At 67.9% G+C, this 16,653-nt stretch carries 19 protein-coding genes and 1 other RNA gene; 8 read left to right on the top strand and 12 right to left on the bottom strand.

The window, feature by feature from the left end; all coding sequences use genetic code 11:
• Positions 1-3: 3 nt before the first annotated feature.
• The 4 genes from A6A29_RS30390 to A6A29_RS30375 all read right to left on the bottom strand — a co-directional run bounded on the left by A6A29_RS30390 (position 4) and on the right by A6A29_RS30375 (position 4,484).
• Positions 4-2,211 (bottom strand): NB-ARC domain-containing protein, encoded by a 2,208-nt coding sequence (locus A6A29_RS30390; protein ID WP_241838729.1) that lies wholly within the window; start codon positions 2,209-2,211, stop codon positions 4-6.
• Positions 2,208-2,666 (bottom strand): hypothetical protein, encoded by a 459-nt coding sequence (locus tag A6A29_RS30385; protein WP_073724943.1) that lies wholly within the window; start codon positions 2,664-2,666, stop codon positions 2,208-2,210. The genes A6A29_RS30390 and A6A29_RS30385 overlap by 4 nt, the downstream gene beginning before the upstream one ends.
• Before the next feature lie 461 nt (positions 2,667-3,127).
• Positions 3,128-3,481: a hypothetical protein gene (locus tag A6A29_RS30380; protein WP_073724941.1), complete on the bottom strand. Its 354-nt coding sequence runs from the start codon at positions 3,479-3,481 to the stop codon at positions 3,128-3,130.
• 16 nt (positions 3,482-3,497) lie between these two features.
• Positions 3,498-4,484 (bottom strand): transcriptional regulator, encoded by a 987-nt coding sequence (locus tag A6A29_RS30375; RefSeq protein WP_073725463.1) that lies wholly within the window; start codon positions 4,482-4,484, stop codon positions 3,498-3,500.
• 152 nt (positions 4,485-4,636) lie between these two features.
• On the opposite strand from A6A29_RS30375, the gene A6A29_RS30370 reads away from it, so the two are divergent.
• From A6A29_RS30370 to A6A29_RS47670, 4 genes are all read left to right on the top strand, one after another.
• Complete coding sequence (locus A6A29_RS30370) at positions 4,637-4,981, top strand: hypothetical protein (protein WP_241838728.1); 345 nt, start codon at positions 4,637-4,639, stop codon at positions 4,979-4,981.
• 40 nt (positions 4,982-5,021) lie between these two features.
• Positions 5,022-5,168 carry a hypothetical protein gene (locus tag A6A29_RS45510; RefSeq protein WP_158074488.1) on the top strand — a complete coding sequence of 49 codons (147 nt, stop codon included), beginning with the start codon at positions 5,022-5,024 and terminating at the stop codon, positions 5,166-5,168.
• 357 nt (positions 5,169-5,525) lie between these two features.
• A complete protein-coding gene (locus A6A29_RS30365; RefSeq protein WP_241838727.1) occupies positions 5,526-6,233 on the top strand; it encodes a toprim domain-containing protein in 708 nt (235 codons plus the stop codon).
• Between the two features lie 123 nt (positions 6,234-6,356).
• Complete coding sequence (locus tag A6A29_RS47670) at positions 6,357-6,485, top strand: hypothetical protein (RefSeq protein WP_274535847.1); 129 nt, start codon at positions 6,357-6,359, stop codon at positions 6,483-6,485.
• A 301-nt stretch (positions 6,486-6,786) separates the two neighbouring features.
• On the opposite strand, the gene A6A29_RS30360 is transcribed toward A6A29_RS47670, so the two are convergent.
• Positions 6,787-6,999 carry a DUF397 domain-containing protein gene (locus tag A6A29_RS30360; RefSeq protein WP_198953388.1) on the bottom strand — a complete coding sequence of 71 codons (213 nt, stop codon included), beginning with the start codon at positions 6,997-6,999 and terminating at the stop codon, positions 6,787-6,789.
• Positions 7,000-7,004: 5 nt separating this feature from the next.
• Positions 7,005-7,877 carry a helix-turn-helix domain-containing protein gene (locus tag A6A29_RS30355; RefSeq protein WP_073724939.1) on the bottom strand — a complete coding sequence of 291 codons (873 nt, stop codon included), beginning with the start codon at positions 7,875-7,877 and terminating at the stop codon, positions 7,005-7,007.
• 294 nt (positions 7,878-8,171) lie between these two features.
• Here A6A29_RS30355 and A6A29_RS30350 point away from each other — a divergent pair, with 294 nt between their 5' ends.
• The 3 genes from A6A29_RS30350 to A6A29_RS30340 are packed head-to-tail and all read left to right on the top strand — an operon-like array spanning position 8,172 to position 9,967.
• On the top strand, positions 8,172-8,594 hold the full coding sequence (locus tag A6A29_RS30350) for a hypothetical protein (RefSeq protein WP_143197119.1): 423 nt from the start codon (positions 8,172-8,174) through the stop codon (positions 8,592-8,594).
• A gap of 20 nt (positions 8,595-8,614) precedes the next feature.
• Positions 8,615-9,490, top strand: a complete 876-nt coding sequence (locus A6A29_RS30345; RefSeq protein ID WP_073724935.1) for an IS5 family transposase — start codon at positions 8,615-8,617, stop codon at positions 9,488-9,490.
• A 39-nt stretch (positions 9,491-9,529) separates the two neighbouring features.
• A complete protein-coding gene (locus A6A29_RS30340; RefSeq protein ID WP_073724933.1) occupies positions 9,530-9,967 on the top strand; it encodes an ankyrin repeat domain-containing protein in 438 nt (145 codons plus the stop codon).
• 36 nt (positions 9,968-10,003) lie between these two features.
• Here A6A29_RS30340 and A6A29_RS30335 read toward each other — a convergent pair whose 3' ends face one another.
• Positions 10,004-10,777, bottom strand: a complete 774-nt coding sequence (locus tag A6A29_RS30335) for a glycosyltransferase family 2 protein (protein ID WP_073724931.1) — start codon at positions 10,775-10,777, stop codon at positions 10,004-10,006.
• Positions 10,778-10,842: 65 nt separating this feature from the next.
• Here A6A29_RS30335 and A6A29_RS30330 point away from each other — a divergent pair, with 65 nt between their 5' ends.
• On the top strand, positions 10,843-12,102 hold the full coding sequence (locus tag A6A29_RS30330) for a nucleotide sugar dehydrogenase (protein ID WP_073724929.1): 1,260 nt from the start codon (positions 10,843-10,845) through the stop codon (positions 12,100-12,102).
• A 304-nt stretch (positions 12,103-12,406) separates the two neighbouring features.
• Here the strand turns inward: A6A29_RS30330 and A6A29_RS30325 are convergent, their stop codons facing one another.
• The 5 genes from A6A29_RS30325 to A6A29_RS30305 all read right to left on the bottom strand — a co-directional run bounded on the left by A6A29_RS30325 (position 12,407) and on the right by A6A29_RS30305 (position 16,516).
• Positions 12,407-13,252, bottom strand: coding sequence for a hypothetical protein (locus A6A29_RS30325; protein ID WP_143197118.1), 846 nt, complete (start codon positions 13,250-13,252; stop codon positions 12,407-12,409).
• Between the two features lie 310 nt (positions 13,253-13,562).
• An RNA gene (gene rnpB / locus A6A29_RS30320) (RNase P RNA component class A) lies at positions 13,563-13,963 on the bottom strand.
• Between the two features lie 94 nt (positions 13,964-14,057).
• Entirely contained in the window at positions 14,058-14,588 is a 531-nt protein-coding gene (locus tag A6A29_RS30315) for a TetR/AcrR family transcriptional regulator (RefSeq protein ID WP_073724925.1), read from the bottom strand.
• Positions 14,581-15,000, bottom strand: a complete 420-nt coding sequence (locus A6A29_RS30310; RefSeq protein WP_073724923.1) for a DUF4260 family protein — start codon at positions 14,998-15,000, stop codon at positions 14,581-14,583. The genes A6A29_RS30315 and A6A29_RS30310 overlap by 8 nt, the downstream gene beginning before the upstream one ends.
• A gap of 73 nt (positions 15,001-15,073) precedes the next feature.
• Complete coding sequence (locus A6A29_RS30305; RefSeq protein ID WP_073724921.1) at positions 15,074-16,516, bottom strand: RNB domain-containing ribonuclease; 1,443 nt, start codon at positions 16,514-16,516, stop codon at positions 15,074-15,076.
• Positions 16,517-16,653 lie beyond the last annotated feature (137 nt).

Below are 16,653 nucleotides of genomic sequence, written 5' to 3'. Positions count from 1 at the left end.
GTCTCACCCACCCCCGCCATCACCATCACCATCGCTGTCGCTGTCGCTGTCGCCCAGCGCCTCGATCCGCCGCCGGAGTACGTCGGCCTGCGGACTGCCGCCCGCCTCATGGATCTCCAGGGCGCGTGTCAGATGGGCCCGTACCTCTGCGGGGTCGGCGGCCAAGCGCTCCTTGAGTCCGGCCAGGACCTCCAGGGCCTGGGCCTCGTAGTGTGTCGCCCGCTGCTCGCGCAGGGCCCGGGCGGCCTCGCTCAGCGTGCGGATCGCCTCGTCGTTCTCCCCGAGGTGCTCATGGGCGAGGCCCATGGCGGCCAGGACCCGTGCGGCCATCCGCGGATCGTTCCGCGCGGTCAGGTCCTCGTGCGCCCCGCGCAGGGTGACCAGAGCCCCTCGGTGGTCACCGTCGGTGTCCTGCGCGCAGCCGAGGAAGTAGGCGGCAATGGCAGCGCCGCGCCCCTCATTCGCCTCGGTGCTGAGTTCGAGGGCGCTCCGGTAGGCGTCCATGGCGCGGGAGAGATCGACACGTTCCCAGTAACGGCCCGCGAACTCCTGCACGGAGGCGCGCACCACCAGGTGTCCCGACACCTCGGCACAGGCGACGGCGGTATCCAGTTCCCGTCGCGCCGCGTCGTACTCGCCCAGGTCCATCAGGGGGCGTGACAAGAGGCTGCGCAGCCGGGCTTCGGCGGCCGGTTCCAGGGCGGCTGCCGCGGCGGCCGCTCCCCGTTCGAGCGACTCCCGCCAGTCGCCGAGATGCCGGTGGTGGAAGAACAACACGGTGAACGCCTCGGACAGCTGCCACACCTCGGTGTGGAATGCCTCCTCGCGAGCGGCGGCCCGCAGCACGTCGAGGATGTTGCGGTGTTCCGCCTCCAGCCAGTCCAGAGCCGCCGGACCGCCCTCGGCCGCGAAGGGGTCGGGCGCCTCGCCCAGCAGGGCCGTGAGATCGGCGATGCGCAGCCGGTCCTGCCTGATCGAACGGTCCGCGAGCGCGGTGAGAGCGAGATAGTGCGTCGTCACCCGCCGCAGCACCGCGAGCCGCTCGCCCTCCGGTTCCTCCTCGGCCGCGCGTTCCCCGGCATGCAGGCGTACCAGACCGTGGAAGCGGTAGCGGTCGTCCCCGGCCGCATCGAGAAGGCTCGCCGATTCCAGCGTCCTCAGCATGACCTCGGTACGCGAGGGGTCGCGGGCGGCGGCCACCGCGGCGACGCCCGCGTCGAACGTGCTGCCCGGCAGCAGGCCCAGGAGCCGGTACAGCCGGGCCGCCTCCGGGCCGAGCTCCCGGTAGCCGAGATCGAGCACAGCGGACACCGACCGCTCCCCTCCGAGGGACATCCCGGCCAGCCGGCCGGACTCTTCGGCCAGTTCTCCCACCAGCCGGGCCATCGTGAGCCGGGGGTCGGTCAGGAGCCGGGCCGCCACGATGTGCAACGCCACCGGCAGACCGCCGCACAGCTCCACCAGCCGTTCGGCCGCCTCCTGATCAGCGGCGACGGCTTCCGTACCGCAGCGTTCGGCCAGCAACTCCAGCCCGCTGTCAGGGTCCAGGGGTTCCACCGGCACCATCCGCGCGCCGTCCAGCGCCAGTTCACCGAGCAGCCCGCCGCTGGTGACCAGCAGGGCGCTGCCTTCACCCTTGGGGATCAGCGAGGCCGCCTGGGCGGGCTGGCTCACATTGTCCAGGACCACCAGGAGCCGCCGGTCGGACGAGCGTGACCGGAACAGCCGGGTACGGTCGGCGAGCGACGCGGGGATGCACGACTCGTCGACCCCCAGAGATCTGAGGCACCGTCGGGCGGCCTCCGAGACGTCCCCGCCCTCCTCCTCCCGCAGCGCGGCGAAGTCGACGTAGATCTGACCGTCGGGGAACAGCTCCCGCTCGCGCTCCGCCCAGTGCGACACCAGCGCGGTCTTGCCGACACCGGACATCCCGTACAGGGCTCCGAACCCGACCTTCACCGCCCCCGAGCGGCCCGCTCCCAGCCAGCCGTCGAGCACGGCGAGGCTCTTCGTACGGTTGACGAACCCGAAGGTCAGCGGGGGAATCTCGTCCGGCCTCACATCCGTCCCCACCGGGGGCTGCGCCTGGACGTTGAAGGTGATTCCGCCGTGGATCCGCTGGGCCTGGACGCTCGGCCCGTACACGTGCCCGGACAGGTCGTTCCTGATGTACGTGGATTCCGCGCGGGCACCGGGCTCGTCGTTCGTCACGCCGTCCCCGGTCCCTGCGCGGGCGGAGTCGCGCCCGAACCGTAGAGGGTCATGCCGCCGGAGAAGCGCTGGCCCTGGACGAACGGGGCGTTCTGGGTGCCCCCACTGACGTTGTTGGTGAGGATGACGGTGGGCACACCCGCGGTAGGGGGAACGAGGTCGTCGATCAGTGCCCGCAGCTCCTGCGCGGCCGCCGGGTCCGCCCGCAGCGCTCGGCGCAGCCTGAGCCGCCACTCCTCCTCGACATCCGCCGCGACGTCCGGATCAGCGCCGTCGCGGGCCGCGATGAGTTCCTCCCGCGACGTTTCGAGTTCGGCGTCCACGACACCGGTGTCCTCGCCCCGCGCGAGGAATCGTGCCACGCGCTCCCGCGTCGTCGTCCAGACGTCCGAGACCATGAGCCCCACCAAGGTCGTCGCACCCGTCGCCGCCAGCGTCGCCAACTCGGCTTCCACGGTCCCCCCTTGTATCCCCGTCGCGCTACCCGCGCGGGTGTGAAGTTGCTTCTGGCCACGGTAGAGAGCGGACCGGCCCTGCGGAAGCGCAATCGGGGGCGCGGCGCGACAAAGAACGGGCCATGGGTCGGTGCGGACGGTTCCCGCGAGCATCGCGGCGGCGGCGTACGGGGAGGAAGAACGTCCGGGCCACCGGCGGCGAGAAGCCCCGTCGAACGCTTTCGGGACCGCGCACGAGCGGGGCCGGGCGGGGGACCGTGACTGCACCTTCGAAGGAAGCACGCCCCTGACCTGTGGAAGGTCGGAACGGCAGACGAGTCGGGCTGTACGCCGGGAACAGTCAACGCAACGCCATGACCTGTACAAACGTGCCGGGATGGTGCTTCCGTGGCTACTTTGATGGCTAGTAACAAGACGTCCCGCCCGGATCGGCCCGGACGGGGACATCGTCGCTCCTGAGATCAGACGGTCCCTTCAATGCGTTCGAAAATGTCCGCGTCCGTCTCCCGCTGCCAGACCGGCAGGTCGGACCAGTCGGCAACATATCCGGGCTTCGGGTCTTCGAAGTGCCTGAACATCTGGGCGGTCCAGCAGATCGCGACGAATCGGCCCTTCTGCTCGCGGGTGAGCCGGGCCGCATGGCCGCCGCTGACCTCGATGAAGTCGCGCACCTGCCGGTACACGGCGGTGGCGGCTTCGCGCTCCCACGTGGGCGTCTCGTCCCACGGCGTGACGTAGCCGGGCTTGGGCTCGCCGGGGTAGTGCTTGTTCACACCGTCGATCCACGCCTCGCGGAAGATCCGGCCGTCATTCATGCGCGTGTCCCTCTCATCATGCGGTGCGCGGAAGCGCCCCGATTCGGTGATCAAGAGTCGAGACTCGGTCATCGGACATGAGCGGGGCAAGACGCCCCCGAAGCCCGTCCAGCTTCTTGCCGATGAATCCCGAATTCGACCGGTCGGCCAGTCCGAGTGCTTGCTCCGCGTAGTGCACGACCTGGTCGATGTCCCGCCTGTGCGCCCCGAGCACGGCGAAGTCGCTCAGAACGGCAGCGCGGCGACGCAGGGACAGAGGCTGGGCAAGGGCTGCGGTGAGCGCTTCCTCGGCGAGATCAGGGCGGCCCAGTTGGAGGTAGCAGGCCCCTCTCTCCTCTGCCAGGCGGGAGCCGTCGAAGCGGAGCCAGCCGCCGTTGTGGGAGTGAGCGCCGTCGAGGGCGTGCACTTTCTCGGCTTCGTCCAGAGCCCGGTTGCACGCGTCGAGATCGCCCACGGCCGCGTACGCCTGCGCCTGGACGGCCGCGACCCAGTGACGGGTGGAGAGAGTGTCGTCGCCCCTGCGGGCGATGCGGAAAGCTGCCGCGAGCAGGGGTTGGGCAGCGTGCGCGCGGCGCGCGTACAGCTCGACGTACGCGTGGCGGGTCATGGCACAGGCCCACAGGTCGTGGTCGCCGCCTGCGTAGGCCGCGTTGGCGGCCAGTGTGTAGCACTGCGCGGCGTCGGTGTACCGGTTGGCGTCGAAGAACAGCTCACCGACGAGCTGGTAGAGGTCGGCCGTCATCCGACACAATCGGGACCGATCCACAGCAGTACGGGTCTCGGTCAGCCCCTTCGCCATCACATCGAGCTGTGCGCGCACCGCGGGGAAGACGACCTGCTTGGAGTCCGATAGCACGTAGACCTGCCAGAGGCCGCGATGCAGGGCGTCCCCCGTCTCCAAGAGCGTCGATGCCGCCCGTCCTCGGGCGGCCTCACCGGAATCGGGAAGAGCGACCAGCGCACCCGTAACGGCGAGCAGACCCAGGACTTCGCGGCGCTTCATGTCGTCATCACCACCATGGAGGAGGGGTGGAGCAGCGGAGAGCCCGGCTGTCTCGGCCGGCTGTTCGTCGGAGAAAAGGGCTTCCAGCTCAGGGAGGGTCACCCTGGACGCCCACGGCTGTGCTCGACAAGTCTTGACCTGAAAGGCTTAGTGTGACCGACATTGCGGCGAGGAATCGCCGGAACAAGAGGGCGGGCGCCCGCTGGGAGTCGGAACTCCGTGACGAGCTTCGCGGGGCCGGCCTCGATATCGAGCGGCTTCGCCTCACCGGCACGGAGGACGAAGGCGACCATGTGATTCGCCGTGCGCCTGTCCGGCACCGCCGATATCTGATCATCGAAACGAAGAACGCAAAATTCGAGCCGGGCACCTTCATGAAGGAGGCCCTTCGCGAGCGGGACAACTTCGCGGCGCACCGTGGACTGGACCCAGCGACGTTGAAGCCGTGGTGGTCGTCCGCCGCAGAGGCGCGAGCTGGCGCGACGCATACGTTCTGAGCACCGTTCAGGAGTACTTCGACCTGCCATCGGAGTCCGCGTGAGGCCGTACGAGGAGACCGAAGAAGAAGCGCGACTTCGTGGCGAACTGGTCGCGCTGCTGGACGAGTTCACCGAGCCGCAGGGCCTTTCGAATCTCGGCTACGACGTCGGCCAGCGCCTGTTCGTGGGGGCGCGTGTCGCGTGATCGACCCAGACGACGTTTTGGCGTTCGAGGCGTTCCTTGACTGCCTGGATGGCCCGGACTTCGACGGACCCCTCCTGATGAATCTGGAAGAGCTGTACGGGGTGCCCGTGGACGACCTGGATTGGATGCTTCCTTGGCCTTCGCGCGGCCCGGACAGGGCTTCGAGGTCAGGAACACGAGAAGCCCACCCTGGCAGCCGTCCTCGAACACTACGAAGTCAATTTCAACGGCGAGCGAGTGACGGGCATGGCTCCGTGCCCGCTCCACTAAGACCACACCCCGAGCTTCAGCTACCACCTCGACTGCGGCCTCTGGAAGTGCCATTCCTGCGGCGGGGGCGGCGACAACTACACGCTGATGAAAAAGGACGGCCTGACCTTTGCCCGAGCACGAGCCCTTGCGGCCTCTCTGTCCCTCGCAACGGACGATGCTGGAGGAGGCGACCGCAAGCTATCAGGCAGCGCTTACGGCGGACGGTTCCTGCTCAGTCGCGGAATCGGTCCGGAAGAGGCGGCTACATACCGGCTTGGCGTCGTCGCTGACCCGCACCCTGGTCACGAACGGCAGCTCGGGCGGCTGGGGATCCCCTACCTGGGACACGACAACCGTGTTCTGACGATTCGGTTCCGCTGCCTCGAAGACCATGACCACCGAGCCTTCCGTCACGGGAAGTACAACACCTTGAAGGACGATCCGCCCCGGCTGTACGGGGTGGATGCGATCCACAAGGCGGGTGACGAAATCCATGTCACCGAAGGCGAGCTGGATGCAATCACCCTCCGCCGGATCGGTTTCCACGCCACGGCTGTGCCGGGAGCGGCCCTCTGGCAGCCGAGACACCGCCGGATGCTCGCCGGGTTCTCGGCGGTCAGGGTGTGGGGCGACCCGGACGAGGCGGGGGCCGAACTGGTGACCCGCATAAGTAAGTCGCTGCGGTCCGCCCAGGGTGTTCGCCTGCGGGACGGCGACGTGACCGAGACCTACATGACCGGCGGAGCCGAGGCCCTTCTCGGACTGTGCCCGACCGCCGTGCGTACCCCTGATGCCTACCGGCTGGCGTCCTGACCTGATTACTGGAGCACCACCAATGAAATGAGACACCGAAGACGACGAAGAGGCCGACGGGCCGCAAGGCCGACCCGGCTACCGCGATCCTCGCCGAAGTGAAGACGACAAGGAGGTCGTCCGATGAACGGCGCCTACGACTGGTCGCTCCTCGACGAGCCGCAGGTTCGGAAGGTCGTCAACCTGGTGGCCGCGAAGGTGGGGCGGGAGTATGGCCTCGCCCTGGAGGCGGATGACGCCCGGCAGGAATGAAGACCGACGAGGCTCGCGCGATGCTCGCCGGGGGGCGGGGCTCCTGTACCGGTGGCTGTCTCAGCAGCTCCGGAACCGGTGGCTGACTGGGCTGCGGCACCAGTCGAGGCACTGTCTCCCTGAGTGCGGCAGAGCAAGCTGACCCCCCGACCATGACTGCGGCAACGGCGCTGGGGTAATGGTCGCCGTTTGCGGCTGGGTGACAGCGTTCCTACTGGCACCCCAACTTGCAACTGCCCCGCTCTGCACGGATTCCCGTGCGGGGCGGGGCAGTTGTCTTGGGTTAGGCCAGGCCATCCGTTTAGAGTGGTGCGTCCTCACCCTTAACTCCGTCAACGAAGGCGTGCCATGCAGCGGCCCGGAAGAGGCAGGCTCCCCGCTGGGGGTCCTTGGAGTCCCGCACGGCCATGGTTGCCCCTTCGAGCCGGGCGCCCTCGACGCATTGGCCGCCCTGGTCGTTGCTGTAGCTCGACGTGAACCAGTGGGCACCGGTCAGCGCAGCGTGAGTGGTCATGTGAATCAATGCTCCTTGATCGCTTCTCTGATCATGCCGACGGACTCTTGCGGTCCAACGGCAAGGATTTGGAGGTCTGTGAATGCCTCTTCGTACTGGGTGACGTCCCCACGCTTGCGCGTGACCGACGCGCTGCCGAGGTTCTCCAGATAGACGATCGGGTGCGCGTCTTGGAGTCGGAGCAAAGTGAAGGCGCCATTCATACCTGCGTGGGCGCCTGCTTTGAACGGTACGACCTGAACGCGAACTGACGGGTGTGCGGCCATGTCCATCATGTGCTCTATCTGGGCGCGCATGACGGCCGGCCCTCCGACCTGCCGGTACAGCACTGCTTCGTTGACGATTGCTGCGAATTTCAGCGGGGCGAACTCGCGGTGCAGGGCCTCTTGCCGTGTCATTCTCACGGCGACGAGCCGGTCAATCTCATCGCGAGGCAGACCTTCGTGCGCGCGTTGGTGAATCGCACGGACGTAGTCCTCGGTCTGTAGCAGCCCTGGAACGAACTCGCCCTCGTAGTTGTGCAGCGCTTCTGCCGTGGCCTCAAGGCCCAAGTACGCCTTGAAGCTAGGAGCGATGGCCGGTCGATACTCAGGCGACTGCCACCAGTCCTTCTTGGTCTTGGTCACCGCGGCGTACCCGAGCAGCAGGGCCCGCTTCTCAGGAGCTGCCCCGTAGATCTCGCACAGGGCCATCACGTCCGCAGTCTCAACGACCGCGTTCTCTCCCATCTCCAGCCGTGTCAGCTTCGACGGACTACAGATCAAGGTGCGGACCACCTGGGTTGAGGTGAGCCCGGCCTCCTGACGCAGTTGGCGGAGCTCGCGACCTAACTGGAGACGGCAGAGAGCAGGCGTGGCCGACTCTACATCCGTGATCATCCTTCGCCTCCCAGCGCGTGTTACCCAGTGTGACCGAGAATGTCTCGCTGCCGCAAGGCGTCTTCTGCTGTGCAGCAGAAGACGCCTTGCAGAACCGTGAACAGGGCTTTTGCGTGTGGCACTTCGCGCAGAAACACGCTCGCAGAATTCTGTTGTGGCACTTCCACGGTATCGGTCCTGCTTCCACGATTACTAGCGGTTGCTCACAGAGCGCTCCAGATGACTCACAGCGCGCAGCCCCCCGCCAGCGCGCAGCCGTTCTCCGTTCCCCTACTTCAGGGCCAGGAGCCCCTCATGGAAGAAACTACGACGCACCAGCCTTCAGGCCCGCCCTCCAACAGCGATGTCCACGTCACCCCGGCGCCGGGCCTCGACCCCGATGCCGCGACGCTCATCGCCAGCGACGCGCTTGCGTTCCAGATCGGCACGACCACCCGCTCGGTGATAGAGCGCCAGACAGAGTTGCTCAAGGAGCAGATCGAAGCCTTCTCCGAGGCCGGGCTCCCGGAGGACGTGATCGAGGCCGACCAGCAGCGCGAGGAGATCCGGGCTCTCTTCGCGGCGACCCCGACTCTTCAGGACCCCGCCTTCTCCGTCCACACGCACATGCGGGCGTTGGGCCGGGTGCTCCGGCGCCACATCAGTCAGTACCAGGTGAACCAGGAGGGCGAGGGTGGTGAGCCACCCGCTAGGCCGTGTATCGAAAGTGGATCTTGAGCGGTGAATGATCACCGTTCATGGGGCGGGGAGATCTCACGGACGAGCAGTGGGCAAAGCTGGAGCCGTTGCTGCCGAAGGGCGCCAGGGCGGGGCGGCCACCCGTCTGGCCTCGACGGCAGCTGATCGACGGCATACGGTTCCGGGTCCGCACCGGAGTTCCGTGGCGAGACATCCCGGTCGAATACGGACCGTGGAACCGGGTCTACGACCTGTTCCGCCGATGGCAGCGGAACGGCACGTGGCACCGGATGTTCACCCGTCTCCAGTCCCTTGCCGATGCGAAGGGTGCGATCACGTGGGATCTGAGCGTCGACTCCACGGTGTGCCGAGCCCATCAGCATGCGGCCGGGGCCCGCAAGCAGGGTTACCTGCAGAAGGAACCACCGGGCGGCATGTTCACCGAGCCGAATGATCACGGACTGGGACGCTCGCGCGGCGGGTTCACCACCAAGCTGCACCTGGCGGTCGAGCAGGGCCAAAAGCCCATGTCGATCGTGGTGACGGCAGGGCAGCGCGGCGACTCGCCGCAGTTCGAACCCGTACTGGAGAAGGTCCGCGTGCCCCGCATCGGGCCGGGCCGGCCACGCGTCCGCCCCGATCGGGTGCGTGCCGACAAGGCGTACGCCTCCCGCAGAAACCGCGCCTACCTGCGCCGACGCGGGATCCGCTGCACCATCCCCGACAAGGCCGACCAGGCACGCAACCGCCAGAAGCTTGGTTCCCGTGGCGGCCGGCCGCCGCATTTCGATCCGGCCGACTACCGCGAGCGCCACGCGGTCGAGTGTGGGATCAATCGCCTCAAGCGGCACAGGGCCGTGGCCACGCGATACGACAAACTTGCCGTCCGCTACGAAGCCACTGTGCTGGTCGCGGCGATCAACGAATGGATATGAATGGCTCCGGCGTACTCATGATCGCTAGCCTCACCGGCTATGAAGCAGCGCCAACAGAAGAAGCTCTCCCGCCACCTCTTCGAAGCAGTCCTGACAGGTGACGCCATGCACACGAAGGCCCTGTTGCGCAGTGGAGCAAGTCCAGAGAGACGGAACAGTGACGGCACCACTCCGCTGTACCTGGCTTCAGTGCAGGGCGAAGCCGAGATAGCCCGTTTGCTCATGGAAGCCGGGGCTTCTCCCGACACCGAAAGCAGCGGCCTCGGCTCTGAGGGCACACCGCTCTGCGCAGCCGCCTGCTGGGGGCACACCGAAACGATTTGGCAGTTGTTGGCGCATGGCGCCGATCCCAACCTTCGCGAAGACCACGGCACAGGTAAGACCCCGCTGGACTGGGCGAACAGCGGCCCTCACCCCGACACTGCCAAGATCCTCCGGGCAGCAGGGGCGCAACCGACAGCTCACCCAACTCCGTAGCTAGCGCGACCTCGGCACTCGCTTTCGCAACAGGCCCTAGATCCGCGAGTTACGCAGCGACTGCCACACAGCGCCAGCCAGCGCCCGCGTCGAGCGGGGAACCGACAGCCCTTCGTGTTCGCGGTACAGCGCCCAGTTGTACTGGACAAGCGACAGCTTGTTGGAGGACAGCGACCCCGCCTGGTGGGACCTGTACACCGCAAGCGGCTCGGCCAGACCCCGTGCGTTATTGCCTTCACGCATGATCGACAGCCACAGGGCGTAGTCCTGTCGCTTCAGCATCTCCGGCATCAGCCTCGTGCCGAGGACCGTACGGTCGTACATGGCGGTCAGAGCACCGATGTGGTCCTGGACCAGCATCGCGCGGTAGTCCACGTGCTCTCGTGCGCGGACCACGCGCCCGTTCGGGATGAAGTCGGTGCTCTCACCGTCGTAGTCGGCGTCCATCTTGAAGTAGGAGGTGAACGTCAATGGCACGTTGCCCGCAGCAGCGAATGCGATTTGCCGCTCGGTCTTCTCCGGAAGCCACATGTCGTCACTGTCGAGAAAGGCGACGTAGTCCCCTCTGGCCCGCTCGATAGCGAGGTTGCGTGCCCGGCCGGCGCCGCCCCGTTCGGGTGCCGATTCCGGCAGCACGCGCTTGTCCTGCCGGGCGAAATCCATGAGCAGGTCCATGGAGTCATCGGAAGATTTGTCGTCGGTGACCAGCAGCTCCAGGTCGCTGTGAGTCTGCGTGAGCACCGACCGGATCGCTGCACCGAGAGTGGCTGCCGAGTTGTACACCGGCATCACGACAGAGACCAGAGGCACAGCGCTTCTCCTTGCTAAGTCAGGAACGACGGTCCATTCAAGCACTGCGATCGGTAGGAGCTGCCATGCATGTTGTTGTCGCTGGTCAGGGCTACGTGGGGCTGCCGCTGGCCGTACGCGCCGCAGAAGTTGGCCACCGTGTCGTCGGCTACGACGTGGACCCGCATCGCGTCCAGCAGATCGCCACTGGCGAGTCGTACGTGGAAGACGTGACGTCCGCACGACTCCGCGCAGTGCTGGACTCCGGTGCCTACTCCGTGACCGCCGAAGCCGCCGCGCTGCCCCGGTTCGACATCGCGGTAATCACCGTGCCGACCCCGCTGCGGGACGGCGTGCCCGACCTGACCTACATCGAGTCCTGTGCCCACACGTTAGGCGCGCACCTGTGCCCCGGTGCGACCGTGGTCCTGGAGTCCACGACCTACCCCGGCACCACCGAGGAGCTGATGACGCCGATCTTGGAAAAGGCGTCCGGCCTGATCGCTGGTGCGGACTTCCACGTCGGCTTCAGCCCCGAGCGCATCGATCCGGGAAACAGGTCGTGGCCGTTCGAGAGGACGCCCAAGGTGGTGTCCGGCATCGACGCCGCATCGCTTGGCGCGGTCAAGGGCTTCTACGACGAGTTGGTGGAGACCACGGTTCCAGTCTCCGGAACGAAGGTGGCCGAGATGGCCAAGCTGATCGAGAACATTTTCCGGCACGTCAACATCGCACTGGTCAACGAGATGGCGATGCTCGCCAGGCCGCTCGGCGTGAACGTCTGGGAAGCGCTCGACGCAGCCGCGTCCAAGCCCTTCGGCTACATGCGGTTCACCCCCGGCCCCGGTGTCGGCGGACACTGCCTGCCGATCGACCCGTCATTTCTGTCGTGGAAGGTGGAACGCACGGCCGGCGTCCCATTCCGGTTCGTGGAACTCGCCAACGACGTCAACAACCACATGCCCGACTACGTGGTCCGGCGGCTCATGGAGGCTCTAAATGCGCGTCGCATGGCCGTCAGCGGATCTCGCATCCTGCTGCTCGGCCTGGCCTACAAGGCGAACACCTCCGACGCCCGCGAGTCGCCGTCAGCGCGCGTTGCTGAGCTGCTCCTCGATCTCGGTGCCGAGGTGCGCGGCGCGGACCCGCACGTCGTAGATGACATCCGCACCGACGCACGCCTGATCCGAGTAGAAGCAACTGCGGAGGAGATCGCGGCATCGGACGCCGTGGTACTGCTCACGGACCATGCGGAATTCGACTACGAGACAATCCTTGAACACGCGCCGTATGTGCTCGACTGTCGGAACCGGCTTGCGTCCGGCTCGAACGTCGACGTTCTGTAAGCGTCGGCGCTCAGCTGCCAAGGAGCCCGTCAGGGAACTCGCCGCCCGGCTCCTGTGACGTGGCCACGCTCCCCCCCTGCCGAGGCATCAACAACGGCTTCAACCGCTACACCGATCGCCGCGTTCGAAACCTCGTCGGGTTCGTTTACGTCAGTCGGCGAGGTCTTCGAAAGCACTTGTCCGGTAAGGGGGTTGCGGACAGTCGCGGAAACCTTCGCCGGTTCCTCCGGGGAGGTCACCACCGAGCACACGACTTCCACGACGACTTCGAGCGTGGGCGTGATCCGAGATGTGGAGGTCAGTATCAGTTTGCCGTCCGGTGACTGTTCAACCCTTTGGGCAGCTCCTTCCCCCACGGCGATGCTGTCCATAAACCGGTTGAACGGTTGAGGGCGTCCTTCATCGCCTCGCCTAGACCCTTGTCGTAAGGGTTCTCCCCGCTGTCCGGGTAGTAGGGCCCCTCCGAGGCGACCGCTGCACCCGCCTGTCCCTCACGGGGCCGAGAGCCGCCGTCCGCGACCGGGGATTCCTGAGTGGGGCTCTTGGGTGTCGTGGCGGTGCCCTTGGCCTTCCCCGCCTCCTTCTGCCCCCTGTTCCCCTGGCTGGCCTTCCGCTCAGCGTCGGGCTTGGTCACAGGTTCCGCCTCGGTGCCTGCGGACTGGGTCTCTATCCCCTTCTCGTCGGCCGACGTCGCCTCTTTGGCCTTGCGGTAGACCGGGCCGTTCGCGAGCACGACCTCGCGGGTGTCGACAGTGACGGTTCCGTCCTCGTGAATCTGGACCTTGGCATCGTCGCCGTAGGCCAGGGCGTAGGCGTCGGCCTCGCTCAGGCCCCGTCGCATGCTCTCCTTGACGATCGCCTTGCGCTGTTCGTCGGTGAAGGGGACACCTGCGACACCACCGGCCCCGTCGAAGACGGTCGTTCGCTCAGCCTTGGCGGGGTCGTCGGTGTAGATGTCTCCCGTCAGGACCGCGACGGTCGCTGGGCTGCGCTCGGTCGCCACGGCGTGAAACGTGGTGCCTGTGGCCAGGGAGAACGCCAGGCCCCCATAGCCGAGGAGCGCCGCCCTGCGGCCCTTCTCACCCTTGGCAGGGACAGCCAGGACTCTGGCAACTCTCCTGCCCGGTTTTCGGTGTGCTCGCTGAGCCATGGGGGAATCACCTGATTCCGGTCCCGTACGTCTAAACCCCAAGGACGATTAGCCCATGGGAGCAGGTGTTCGAGCACGCTCGATCGAGAGTGCTTCCGGTCACCTCTCGGAATGGGGTTCGAGCACCCCCTTAAGGGGCCTCAAGCGGCGCTTTCGCCGCCACTTCATCGCCACAGCGCACTGAAGAACAGCCCGAAGAAACGGACAAACAAGAAGAAAGCCCAGGGGCTCGATCGTGAGATGAGAAGCCCCCCTGCCCCGCAAACATGCAGATCAGAGGGGGTTTTATCCGCTCAGAAGAGAGGTGGGGCAGACGAGTCGGGCTGTACGCCGGGTTCTGTCGCCCGGTCGCCTCGCGGCGGCCGGGGAGACGGCCATCCATCTAGGACCGGCATTGCTGCCGGTCTCGTGCGGTCTACCCGCGAACTCGGGCGAGCAGCCCTCGGACGTTCGCGCAGGCCGTCCTGCGACGGCCCCTCTTGACCTTGCTCCGGGTGGGGTTTACCTAGCCGCCTGAGTCACCTCAGGCGCTGGTGGTCTCTTACACCACCGTTTCACCCTTACCCGGGACCGAGGTCCCGGGCGGTCTGTTTTCTGTGGCACTGTCCCGCGGGTCACCCCGGGTGGCCGTTAGCCACCACCCTGCCCTGTGGAGCCCGGACGTTCCTCGGGAGAATCCGAAGATCCCCACGCGGCCGTCCGCCCGGCTCGTCTGCCGTGGTGACCATGCTACCGGGCCGGACGGACGGGCCGGACGGACGGGTCGGACGGCGGCGTGGAGGAGGCGGGCAAGGGGGCCCGCCGCTCAGGCGAAGGCCGCGACGCCGGTGTCCCAGGCGGCCGTGAGGTCGGCGCCCGGCGGGAAACGGCCGTGGAGCTCCAGGACGACCATGCCGTGCGCGAAGGCCCAGGCCGCCCTGGCCCGGTGTTCGTCGCCGTCGACGACGCGCAGGATCGGGGCCGCCGCGGCGGACTCCACCCCCGGAGCGAGGGCGGCGCGGTCCAGGGGGCGGCCGGTGGCGAGGAGGTAGAGGTGGGGGTGGGCCAGGGCGTAGGCGCGGTACGCGGTGGCCAGCGCCGGGAAGGAGCCGGGGGCGGCCCGTTCGGCGGCCTCCAGGGCATCGGCCGTCTCCCGGAGCATCTCCTCGGCCAGTGCGGTCACCACACAGGACTTGTCGGGGAAGTGCTTGTACAGGGACGGTGCCTTGACGCCCACCCGGTCGGCCAGCCGCCGCATCGTGAGGGCGTCGGGGCCCTCCTCCTCCAGGAGCGCACGGGCGGCGGCGATGATCTGCCGGGGCCGGCCGATCGCGGGGCCGGTGGCGGGGTCAGTCACGCTGAATGCCTTCCTTGGTACGGAGTCCGTAGCCGAAGGCGCGATCGTACGAGATGTGAGCGAGCCAGCCGCACAGGGCCGCCGGGATCGGGGCCCAGGTCAGGGGCGCGAAGGTGTAGGCCACCAGCAGGACGAGCGGGATCAGGGCCCGGTGCGCGGTGTTGTAGTACGGCACGGCGCGGGCCTGGAGCTGACCTGGGGCGTTGTCGCGGGCGGCGCCGACACCGACGAGCATCGTCAGATCGGGGGCGATGACGAAGGCCAGCGCGAAGAGTCCCGCGGTCCAGCCGTGGTTGACGCCCTCCATGACGGCGAGGGCGGTCCAGAAGAGGGCGCCCACGGACCAGGCGGCACGACGCGTGAGAGCGGGGCGGCCGGCCTTGGGCGGGGCGGTGGTCGTCGTGGCACTCATGACGGGTCCCCCAAGAGGTGGGCTAACAGCGTTAGCTCCACTATTGACTAACACCGTTAGCCAAGTCAAGCCCTCACGCGGGGGCGAACAGGACCTTCGCCGAGCCCGGGTCCGCCTGGGTGAGCCGGACGCGCAGGCGTTCCCCCAGCGGGAGGCGGGTGGTGCCGCCCTCGACGCGGGCCACGATCGCCGGGTCGTCGATATGGACGGTGCCGACGGCCGGTTCGTGGTCCTTCACATCGATGACGTACGCCTCGAAGACCTGGCCGATGCGGTCCTTGAGCAGTGCCGCCTCGACCAGGTCGACGCAGCCGCGTTCCACGGTGTTGGCGCGGCGGGTGCCGTCGGCCATCTCCTTCGGGAGGGCGGGGAGCGACTCCCGTACCCAGTCCGGCGGTTCGTCTCCCGCGACCGCCGCCAGACAGAGTTCGGCCGCGTACCGGTCGACGAGCCGGCGCAGGGGTGCGGTGCAGTGGGTGTAGAGCTCGGCGACGGCGGCGTGGACGGCGGGTGTGGGCAGTTCACCGTGGTCGAAGACCGTGTATCCGGCGCCCCGCAGCAGCGTGGTGCACTCCTGGAGGAACGCGGCGTGGCTGCCCTTCCTCGGGTCGAGGGAGCGGACGACCTCGGCGTACGGGACGTGGTGCGGCCAGTCGATGCGCAGGGCCCGGGCGGACAGCCGCAGCCGGGCCACGGCACCGTCCGGGGCGACCGGCAGTGTGCGGAGGATGCCGGTGCCCGCCTCGGTCATCAGCCGGGCGGCGGCCATGCCGGTGAGCAGGGAGATCTGGGCGTTCCAGCCGTCGGCCGGCAGCGGAACACGGTAGTCGAGGCCGTAGCTGCCCGCGTGCTCGACGATCTCCTGCTCGGGCACATTGAGCGAGATGCCGCCGCGTGCGATCTCCTGCTCCTCCCGCAGCCGCCCGATGTCCTGGAGCAGGGCGAGGGGTTCCTCGGCCGTGCCCCGGTCGATCTGTCGCTGGGCCTCCTCGTAGTCGAGCTTGACCCGGCTGCGTACGAGAGCCCGGCGCACCTCCGTGGTGACGGCACGGCCCTCCGGGTCGAGGTCGATCCGCCAGAGCACGGCGGGGCGCGTCTCCCCCGGCAGGAGGCTCGCGGCGCCCTCCGAGAGCAGGGTGGGGTGCAACGGCACCTTGCCGTCGGGGAAGTAGAGCGTCGTCACCCGGCGGTGTGCCTCGGCATCCAGCGCGCCACCGGGCCGGACGAACGCGGCGACGTCCGCGATGGCGTAGTGCACCCGGAAGCCGCGCCTGCGGCGTTCCAGGTACATCGCCTGGTCGAGGTCGGTGGACGTGGGCGGGTCGATCGTGAGGAACGGCAGGTCCGTCGCGTCCTCGTGCGCCGACACATCCGGGTCCTTCGCCACCCGCCCGGCCTCGGCCAGCACATCGGCGGGGAACTCGCCGGGGATGCCGAGCCCGGTGCGCAGGGCACCCAGCGCGGCCCCCAGCGCGGTGTCGGCCGCTCCGGTCATATGGAGATGGCGGCGGGGCATGGACCGAGCGTATGGCGGGGCGGGACAACCGGCATCCCGGAGGTCCGGGGGGGGGCGTGGCCACTCCTGTGTCCGGAGGGTCGGAGTGCGTGGAGGAGCGCGTGGCGGGGGGCGTGGCCACTCCTGTGTCCGGAGGG

Origin of the sequence: Streptomyces sp. TSRI0281, assembly GCF_001905125.1 — a bacterium.
In the GTDB taxonomy this organism is placed as follows: domain Bacteria; phylum Actinomycetota; class Actinomycetes; order Streptomycetales; family Streptomycetaceae; genus Streptomyces.
This window is presented reverse-complemented; position numbering and strand designations above follow the sequence as displayed.

Excerpts from the sequence above, each read along its gene's own strand:
- A6A29_RS30350 (WP_143197119.1), top strand. The coding sequence starts at position 8,172 with ATGGAAGAAACTACGACGCACCAGCCTTCAGGCCCGCCCTCCAACAGC.
- A6A29_RS30325 (WP_143197118.1), bottom strand. The coding sequence starts at position 13,252 with ATGGCTCAGCGAGCACACCGAAAACCGGGCAGGAGAGTTGCCAGAGTC.
- A6A29_RS30360 (WP_198953388.1), bottom strand. The coding sequence starts at position 6,999 with ATGACCACTCACGCTGCGCTGACCGGTGCCCACTGGTTCACGTCGAGC.
- A6A29_RS30310 (WP_073724923.1), bottom strand. The coding sequence starts at position 15,000 with ATGAGTGCCACGACGACCACCGCCCCGCCCAAGGCCGGCCGCCCCGCT.
- A6A29_RS30365 (WP_241838727.1), top strand. The coding sequence starts at position 5,526 with ATGAAAAAGGACGGCCTGACCTTTGCCCGAGCACGAGCCCTTGCGGCC.
- A6A29_RS47670 (WP_274535847.1), top strand. The coding sequence starts at position 6,357 with ATGAACGGCGCCTACGACTGGTCGCTCCTCGACGAGCCGCAGGTTCGG.
- A6A29_RS30380 (WP_073724941.1), bottom strand. The coding sequence starts at position 3,481 with ATGAATGACGGCCGGATCTTCCGCGAGGCGTGGATCGACGGTGTGAAC.
- A6A29_RS30355 (WP_073724939.1), bottom strand. The coding sequence starts at position 7,877 with ATGATCACGGATGTAGAGTCGGCCACGCCTGCTCTCTGCCGTCTCCAG.
- A6A29_RS30340 (WP_073724933.1), top strand. The coding sequence starts at position 9,530 with ATGAAGCAGCGCCAACAGAAGAAGCTCTCCCGCCACCTCTTCGAAGCA.
- A6A29_RS30305 (WP_073724921.1), bottom strand. The coding sequence starts at position 16,516 with ATGCCCCGCCGCCATCTCCATATGACCGGAGCGGCCGACACCGCGCTG.
- A6A29_RS30375 (WP_073725463.1), bottom strand. The coding sequence starts at position 4,484 with ATGAAGCGCCGCGAAGTCCTGGGTCTGCTCGCCGTTACGGGTGCGCTG.
- A6A29_RS30345 (WP_073724935.1), top strand. The coding sequence starts at position 8,615 with ATGGGGCGGGGAGATCTCACGGACGAGCAGTGGGCAAAGCTGGAGCCG.
- A6A29_RS30330 (WP_073724929.1), top strand. The coding sequence starts at position 10,843 with ATGCATGTTGTTGTCGCTGGTCAGGGCTACGTGGGGCTGCCGCTGGCC.